This window comes from Zoogloea sp., assembly GCF_041911615.1.
Lineage (GTDB): Bacteria > Pseudomonadota > Gammaproteobacteria > Burkholderiales > Rhodocyclaceae > Zoogloea.
This window is the reverse complement of record NZ_JAYROR010000039.1, coordinates 21,821-29,927: the sequence shown is the minus strand read 5'-3', so window position 1 is coordinate 29,927 and position 8,107 is coordinate 21,821. Positions and strand designations below refer to the sequence as shown.

Sequence of the window (8,107 nt, the reverse complement as noted above, 5' to 3'; positions counted from 1 at the left end):
TTCAACCATCATCGGCTGCTCGCCCCTATTGGCTACCTGCCGCCGGCCGAAGCTGAGGCAAACTATTACCGCAGTCAAACCGGTCAGGCTGTCATGGCCTGACTAAAGCCAAACGGCCTCCGCGAAACCCGGGGCGGTTCAGGTGCGGCGGATGGCAGGCGCATGCTGGGCACGGGTAGAAAAAAACCCGGGCAGCGGTTGCTACCCGGGTTGAAATCCACACCAATGGAGGAGGGTGGAGGAGACCGCGTCAGAATAAGCTAGTGAATTGTGCGATGCAACAATTTGCTTGTGTAAATGTGTTTCGCGGGCAGCTGCACTGGCGAAGGGGTCACCTTTCCCGCAGCCAGATCACCTCGTGCCAGCGTTCGCTGGTGGTTTCGGCGTCGCAGGGAATGTTCAAGCCGATGGTGGAGAGGCGGGCGAGGCGGGATTCGCGCGTCGTCTCCGCGATCCAGTGCACGACGGCGTCGAGCCACGGGTGGTGGCTTGCGGACGACGGGGTTTGATTGGTCATGCGCGGTCTCCAGAGCATTCGAGCAGGAAAGAGTATTACCGCAAAGCATTGCAGTTTGACGACGACATGCACTTCGATGACGTCGAGGCAGTTAAACGGCATGGCGCGCGCATTCTTTAGGCCTCCTTGAGGCGGACGGATAGCGGCGTGCTCAGGCGCGAAGGGCGAAGTCACGCCGTCCGCTGCGCATCCGTTCCTGTTCCCGGCGTGCGCTGGCGAGATTGAGGGCGGACTGCTGGCGACCAAAGGCGTCCCGTTGGGCGATGTCCTTGCGTGTGGCCTCGATGGAACGGATGCAGCGCCACCGGGTCTGGCCCCGGCTGACGATCTTTCGCATCGTCTCCGGATGGTGGTAGGTCATGCAGTGGTAGCAATAGACTTTGGTCGTCATGGTTCCCTCTTCACGGCATTCCACAAAAATTGCAGGCGTCGCACTGGCGATGTCTGCGTCGGGTGATCACGAGGCCGGCTCGGGGCCGGGTTCGGTGGCGACCTGTGCATGGCTGGCCAGGGTCTGGTGGTAGAAGTCGGCCAGACGCACGGCCATGGCCTGATCGGACCAGCGCGCCGCGGTGTGGCGGGCGTCCCGGGACATGGCTTGGCGGCGCTCGGGGTCGGCCAGGAGGCGCCCGACGATGTCGCCGAAGGCGGGTGCGTCGTCCGGTGCGGCGATGCATCCGGGCGCATCGACGAGGATGTCTGTGGTGCCCATCGCGGCAAGGGCGACGACGGGGGTGCCCGACGCGAGGGCTTCGATGAGTACCAGGCCCTGGGTTTCGGTGCGCGAGGCGAAGACGAAAAGGCTGGCGGCGGCGTAGCAGTCGGGCAGGTCGCGCTCGCGGTCGAGGTAGCCGAGGAAGCGGACGGCGTCGTCGAGTCCGCGTTGCCGGGCGTATTCGCCCAGGGCATCCATCGCGGGGCCTTCTCCGGTGATGAGGAGCAACGCGTCGGGGCAGCGTCGTTGGCTGTGGACGAAGGCGTCGAGCAGGAAGCCGATGTTCTTTTCGTGGGCGACACGACCGACGAACAGCGCGAGCGGTCGCTCGGGCTCGATGCCGAGGCGGGCGCGGAAGGCCGCACCGTTTCCGTCGGCGAAGCGGGCGAGGGGAATGCCGGTGGGGAGAACTTGCATCGGCGCGCCCACGCCGTAGTTTCGGAGCCGCTCGGCCATCGCCGAGGAGGGCACGACGACGGCGTCGACCGCGTTGCACTGGCGTCGCGAGAAGCGCCGGGCGAGGCCGCGCAGCCAGCGCGCGGGCAGCCAGGGCACGTAGTGCTGGAGGTACTCCTCGAACAGCGTGTGGTAGGTGACGAGAACCGGCAGCCCGTGGTGGCGGGCGGCGGCGAGGCCGGCGTAATGGGCCACGAAAGGTGTCTGGACGTGAATCAGATCGCAGTCGGCGGCGGCCTCGCGGACCCGGCGGTGCATCGCGCGCCAGGGCAGCAGGCGGTCTTCGGGGTCGTTGGGCAGGCGCCGGCCCGGGATGCGGATCACACCGGCCTCGTCGGCTTCGTCGCCGTAGCGGGGCACGATCAGGCGCACGTCGATGCCGAGCCCGGCGAGGGCGCGGCGGAAGGTTTCCATCGACGTGGAGACGCCGTTGATGCGCGGGAAGTAAACGTCGGAGACCATCAGGACGCGGATCATCGGGCTGCTTTCATGGCGACGCCGGCGACCGTTTCGGAGGGCGCGGTGGCGGTGGTCAGCGGAACCGACGCGGCGACGGGCGGCGGGGCGAGTTCGAGGGGGAGGGCGGCGGCGGCACCGGCGCCCCAGGCGACGAGTTCGAGGCGGCCGTCGAAGTGTTCGACGATGGCGGTGCAGGAATCGACCCAGTCGCCGCAGTTCACGTAGAGCAGGCCGTCGATTTCCTTGATGGTGGCCCAATGGATGTGGCCGCAGACGATGCCGTCGAGGCCGCGCTCACGGGCGTGGCGGATCGCCGAATCCTCGAAGTCGAAGATGAAGTTGAGGGCGGTCTTGATGCGTCGCTTGGCGTAGCCGGCGAGGGACCAGTAGCCCGAGCGGCCGAGCTTGCGGCGCACCCACGACAGCCACATGTTGATCCGCACGAGCTGGTTGTAGGCCACGTCGCCGAGCACGGCAACCCAGCGGTGATGGCGTGTCACCTGATCGAAGATGTCGCCGTGGATGAGCAGCAGCTTGCGGCCGTCGGCGGTTTCGTGGACGACTTCGGGCTCGACTTCGATGCCGCCGAAGGCGTTGCCCACGTAGTCGCGCAGGACTTCGTCGTGATTGCCTGGGATGAACACGATGCGCTCGCCGTGGCGCGCCCGGCGCAGCAGCTTCTGGACGACGGTGTTGTGGGACGGCAGCCAGCAGATGCTGCGGTGCATGGCCCAGAAGTCGACGATGTCGCCGATCAGATAGGTCTGCTCGGCCTGGAATTCGCGCAGGAATTCGAGCAGATGCTCGGCCTGGCAGGCTCGGGTGCCGAGATGGACGTCGGACAGGAAGAGGGTGCGGACGCGCTGCATTCCGGCACCCTAGCCGGCCAAGATGACTGTTCCGTTTCCGATATGTTGAGCTTTGATGGAGGCGGCGGCGCGTGTCAGGCGATGCGTTCCCAGAGGCCGGTCTCGCTTTCCAGCTTGTCGAGCTCGAGCCCTTGGAAATCACCGCGGGAGACGATGCCGACTACCCGGCCGTCGGCCACGATGGGCAGGTGGCGGTAGCCGCCGTCGCTCATCCGGCGCAGCGCGTCGATGGCGGTGGCGTCGGGCGCGATGCTGTCCGGATCGCGGGTCATGGCGTCGGCGAGTGGCGTATCGCGGGGGGCGCGTCCTTCGGCGAGGGCGCGCACGGCGTCGCGGCCGGTGAAGATGCCGACAAGGCGTTCGTCCTCGACCACCAGAACGGCGCCGACGCGGCGATCCCACATGTGCTGGCAGGCCTGCTGCACGCTGCGGCCCGGCGCGAGGATGAGCGGGTCCTGATGACTGACGATGAGTTGGAGCGGACGATTGGTCATGATGCCCTCCGGAGCGATGAAAGACGGTAATGCGCTATCGGGCGTCGAGGTGGCCGTGCCGTTAGGGCGGCGCCTTAGACCCTCACTTTTACTGTAGTACGCGCGGGGCGCTTTCAGGTTACAGCGGCGTCGCGGCGTGCCGCTGTCACGTTGTCGTCACCTCGGCCGCCTATCGTGGGCGCTTTTGGCCCCGGCCAGCGACCGCCCATGTCCCAGGAATACATCACGGAGCTGCTTCGCAAGCACAAGCTGGTGGAGGATGTGGTCCATAACCAGAACATGCCGCGGCGGCAACTGGTGGAGGTGATGGTGCACCGCAAGCATCTGGCCGAGATCCAGACCTTGCTGGCGAAGCTGCCGGCCGGTGAGCTCGGCAGCCTGTTCGAGGCCCTGGCGGCCGACGACGTCGAGCTGCTGTGGCGGCAGCTCCCCGACGCGCGCCGCAACGAGGTGCTTTGGGAGGTGTCGGAGCCGCTGCGCGAGCGGCTGCTGGGGAGCAGCGGGCCGGCGCAGTCGGAAAGCCAGGTCAATGCCTTCGAGCTGGTGGCGGGACGTCTGCAGCAACGCGCGATTACCGGCCGACGCGACATGCAGGCGCTCAGTCCGCTGTGGGTCGACCTGCTCAACGCTACGCCGGCCGAACGCCTGTTCGTCGGCGAGCATTTCGGGGTGGCCTTGCCCGATCCGGGAGAGGCCATCGATCTTGAAGTGAGTTCGCGTTTCCAGGTGGCCGAGAGCGGCGACATTCATCTGCACTCGAACTTCCTGCTCGACCGGGATGGGGACTCGCGCAGCGTGCCTGTGCTGTTCGTCCTGCACGCCGGGGTGCTGTTCACGGTGCGCAACGAGGAGTTGCCGGTGTTCCGCCTGCAGCGACGCCGCGCGCGCACCCAGCCGGGCTACGTGGCCGACGGCTTCGACCTGTTGATCGACCTGTACGGCGCCGACGTGGAGTATTCGGCGGATTCGCTGGAGGACATCTACGCGACGCTCGGCAAGGTGGGGCGTCAGGTACTGAGCGAAACCATGAGCGACGAGGAGGCCGCGGCGATCCTAGCTGCCATCGCCGAGGAGGAAGATCTCAACGGGCGGATTCGCGGCAACATCCTCGACACCCAGCGGGCGCTCTCCTTCCTGATGCGCGGTAAGTTGCTGTCGGCCGGGCAGCGCGACGACGTGCGGGAAATCCTGCGCGACATCGAATCACTGAACAGCCATACCGCGTTCCTTTTCGACAAGATCAACTTCCTGATGGACGCGACCATCGGCTTCATCAACATCAACCAGAACAAGCGCGTCTCGCAGCTTACGGCGTTCGGCATGGTGTTCATGCCGATCAACATCCTGGCGGGCATGGGCGGGATGTCGGAGTTTTCGATGATGACCGAAGGCATTCCGTGGCCGATCAGCTACGGCGCCTTTGCCGTCGGGGCGGGGCTGGTGGGGTGGGCGACCTACGTGGGGCTGAAATATTTCGAGGGGCGCAAGATCAAGGACAGCGCTCGCAGCGGCGAGGGAAGCCTCACCCGCACCAGCTGAGGCGTGATGGGCGGCCCGCCGACACCGCGCTGTGGAATCGCGCCCGGCGACGTCGCTGCCTCTTCATGCCGTCCTGCACCTGCCCATCGTCGGCAAATTCGGGTCGGTGGCGCTGGCCATCCAGTTGTGTTCGCTGCTGGTGGGGATGCTCGGTTTTCTGGGCTTGACGAAGGAGATCGACGACCGTTGGCTGCGGCCTGAGGCCACGCCCCAGCCGCCGGAAAGCGCAGGAGGAGAGGAGGGCGGGAGGCGCTTGCGGCGATTGCCGGGCCGGCCGCCGCCTCGTGGCGCTTAGTGCTTGCGGCCGAGGCCGCCCAGCAGGAAGGCGATCGGACGCGGGGACTTCTGGTTGCCGATCGACTTGGGCGCGGCATCGTCCGCACCGGTTGCGCTGGGGTTGCGCTGCTCGTAGGGCTTGCTGAAGTCGAAGCCGTCGGGGGCGATGTGGGACGGCTGGCGGGCGCGGGGACCACGCTCGCGCGGCTCCCGGGTTTCCCGAGGTTCCCGTTCGGTACGTTTGCGACGTTCGCCGTCGGGCGCGCGGGCGGGGGCCGGTGCGGCGGCACTGCTGCCACCACGCTTGCGCCTGCTGCCGTCGGCGTCGAAGAAGTCGGGCTCGGGATCGTAGCCGGGCACGATTTCCTGGCGGATCTCCAGCTTGATCAGCTTCTGGATGTCGGCGAGACGGTGACGTTCTTCGGCGCTCACCAGCGACACCGCCTTGCCCTTCTTGCCGGCGCGGCCGGTGCGGCCGATGCGGTGGACGTAGTCTTCGGCGGTGTGAGGCAGCTCGAAGTTGATGACCGAGGGCAAGTCTTCGATGTCGAGGCCGCGGGCGGCCACGTCGGTGGCGACCAGCACGCGCACCTTGCCGCTCTTGAAGTTCTCGAGGGTCTCGGTACGGGCTTGCTGGCTCTTGTCGCCGTGGATCGAGTCGGCCGAAATGTCGTGGCGTTCGAGGAAATGGGCCAGCCGGCTGCACGCGAACTTGGTATCGACGAACACCAGCACCTGGTTGGCTTCGTCTTCGTGGCGGACGATGTGGGCCAGCAGGTTGCGCTTGAGACCGGCCGAGACCGGGTGCACCACGTGGTCGATGGTCTCGCTGACCATGTTGCGGCGGGCGACTTCGATCAGTTGCGGGTTCTTCAGCATCTGGTCGGCGAGCTTCTTGATCTCGTCCGAGAAGGTAGCGGAGAACAGCAGGCTCTGGCGGTTGGCCGGCAGCAGCGCGAGGATGCGGCGGATGTCCGGGATGAAGCCCATGTCGAGCATGCGGTCGGCTTCGTCCAGCACGAGCATCTCGACCTGGTTGAGGGCGATGGTCTTCTGCTGGACGTGGTCCAGGAGGCGGCCCGGCGTCGCGATGACGATCTCGATGCCGCGGCGCAGTTCCTGGATCTGGGGATTCATGTCCACGCCGCCGTAGATGCAGGTGCTGCGCAGCGGGACGTGCTTGGAATACATCTTCACCGATTCGTGGACCTGCATCGCCAGCTCGCGGGTCGGGGCGAGGATCAGCGCGCGGACCGGGTGGCGGGCGGGGCTGGTCGAGGTGCTGGCGTGGCGGGCGAGGCGGTTGAGTAGCGGCAGGGTGAAGCCCGCGGTCTTGCCGGTGCCGGTCTGGGCGCCGCCCATGACGTCATGGCCCGCGAGGACGACCGGGATCGCCTGGCGCTGGATCGGCGTCGGCGAGGTGTAGCCGGCGTCGGCGACGGCTTGCAGGATTTCGGGAATGAGTCCGAGTTCGGAAAACGACATGGATGTGATCACGTTTTGGGTGCGGGCATTTTACTGCGGTGCACCATGAAATTAGTCAGACATTATACAACGTCGCCGGCTCAGCGCCGCGCCAGATAGCAGGTGACCTCTTCGCGGTCATGGTAGAGGTGCTTGATTCGCAAAACGTATTTGATGCCGGCGGCGGCGAGGCGCTGCTCGATCAGTCCGCGGCAGCGCTCGACCTCGTCGTGGCGGCGCTTCATCGGCAGCTTGAGGTTGAAGATGCTGCGCCGGCAGCGTCCGGTGGCGAGCCAGTCGGCGATCAGCGGCGCGATCCGCGACGGTTGCTCGACCATGTCGCAGACCAGCCAGTCAACGGGCTTCTTCGGCTTCCAGGTGAAGCCGTCGGCGCGCAGGTGTTCGACGAGGCCGGTGGCGAGCAGGGCCGACGCCAGCGGGCCGTTGTCGATGGCGGTTACCCGCAGCCCGCGGCTGGTCAGCTGCCAGCTCCAGCCACCGGGGGCGGCGCCGAGGTCGACGGCGGTGAGGCCGGGGCGCAGGGTGGATTTCTGCTCGTCGGGGGTCAGCAGCGTCATGAAGGCTTCGGCGAGCTTGAGGGTCGAGCGGCTCGGTGCGTCCTTCGGCATGCGAAGGCGCGGGATGCCCATCGGCCAGCTTGAGCCCTCGCTGGCATGGCTGACGCCGAGCCAGGCGCGGCGCGGACCTTCGAGGAAGACGTGGAGGCGCGGCAGGTGGGGTGAGTCGGGGCGCAGCCGGCCGTCGTCGGTCAGGACGCCCTCGAGCAGCGGGCCGAAGCGCCGCAGGAAGCCTGACTGGGCCTTGCCGTCGTTGGTGTCCGGGGTTTCGAGGAGGGCCGCGCTGAAGCGTTCGCCGGTGGCGGCGATGGCGTCGCGCAGGGGTGTCAGGCGGTCGCGCTCGGGCAGTTCGTCCACGACCGCGAGAATCCGGAAGCCCTGGCGGCTGAAGATCAGCCGCGTCAGGTCGAGGCGCCGCCGGATGTCGTCGTGGGGCGCCGGGGTGGTGAGTTCGAAGACGACGAAGCCGCTGCCCGGCTGGGTGTCGGTGCTGCCGTCGAGGCGCGCGGCACTGGCGGCGGCCTGCAACTCGAGGCTGGCGTCGGCTTCGAAGCCCGGCCGGCATTGCACCAGAATCCCGTGGGCGTCGCAGGGCGAAGAGGCGGTGGTCATGGAATTGTAAGCAAAAGAGATGGCTGCGCCGGCGGGTGTAATATGCTGGATTGACGATGCGTGACTTGCTGGGCGGCCGGTCATCCAGGCGCCGGTAAGACGAACGACGTGGCGCGGATGATACCCGA

8 protein-coding genes are annotated in these 8,107 nt (G+C 67.0%); 1 reads left to right on the top strand and 7 read right to left on the bottom strand.

The window, feature by feature from the left end; genetic code table 11:
* Window positions 1–331: 331 nt before the first annotated feature.
* From ACE3P2_RS04695 to ACE3P2_RS04675, 5 genes are all read right to left on the bottom strand, one after another.
* Window positions 332–517 (bottom strand): hypothetical protein, encoded by a 186-nt coding sequence (locus ACE3P2_RS04695; RefSeq protein WP_374261593.1) that lies wholly within the window; start codon window positions 515–517, stop codon window positions 332–334.
* Between the two features lie 151 nt (window positions 518–668).
* On the bottom strand, window positions 669–908 hold the full coding sequence (locus ACE3P2_RS04690; RefSeq protein ID WP_374261592.1) for a hypothetical protein: 240 nt from the start codon (window positions 906–908) through the stop codon (window positions 669–671).
* A 66-nt stretch (window positions 909–974) separates the two neighbouring features.
* The gene (locus ACE3P2_RS04685) at window positions 975–2,165 is read right to left on the bottom strand and encodes a glycosyltransferase (protein ID WP_374261590.1); all 1,191 of its coding nucleotides are present in this window, start codon (window positions 2,163–2,165) and stop codon (window positions 975–977) included.
* Window positions 2,162–3,016 carry a UDP-2,3-diacylglucosamine diphosphatase gene (locus ACE3P2_RS04680; protein ID WP_374261588.1) on the bottom strand — a complete coding sequence of 285 codons (855 nt, stop codon included), beginning with the start codon at window positions 3,014–3,016 and terminating at the stop codon, window positions 2,162–2,164. The genes ACE3P2_RS04685 and ACE3P2_RS04680 overlap by 4 nt, the downstream gene beginning before the upstream one ends.
* 74 nt (window positions 3,017–3,090) lie before the next feature.
* Entirely contained in the window at window positions 3,091–3,510 is a 420-nt protein-coding gene (locus tag ACE3P2_RS04675) for a CBS domain-containing protein (RefSeq protein WP_374261586.1), read from the bottom strand.
* A 207-nt stretch (window positions 3,511–3,717) separates the two neighbouring features.
* Here ACE3P2_RS04675 and ACE3P2_RS04670 point away from each other — a divergent pair, with 207 nt between their 5' ends.
* The gene (locus ACE3P2_RS04670) at window positions 3,718–5,049 is read left to right on the top strand and encodes a CorA family divalent cation transporter (protein WP_374261584.1); all 1,332 of its coding nucleotides are present in this window, start codon (window positions 3,718–3,720) and stop codon (window positions 5,047–5,049) included.
* 291 nt (window positions 5,050–5,340) lie between these two features.
* Here the strand turns inward: ACE3P2_RS04670 and ACE3P2_RS04665 are convergent, their stop codons facing one another.
* Window positions 5,341–6,810, bottom strand: a complete 1,470-nt coding sequence (locus ACE3P2_RS04665) for a DEAD/DEAH box helicase (RefSeq protein ID WP_374261582.1) — start codon at window positions 6,808–6,810, stop codon at window positions 5,341–5,343.
* A gap of 80 nt (window positions 6,811–6,890) precedes the next feature.
* Complete coding sequence (gene rlmM, locus ACE3P2_RS04660; protein ID WP_374261580.1) at window positions 6,891–7,979, bottom strand: 23S rRNA (cytidine(2498)-2'-O)-methyltransferase RlmM; 1,089 nt, start codon at window positions 7,977–7,979, stop codon at window positions 6,891–6,893.
* Window positions 7,980–8,107 lie beyond the last annotated feature (128 nt).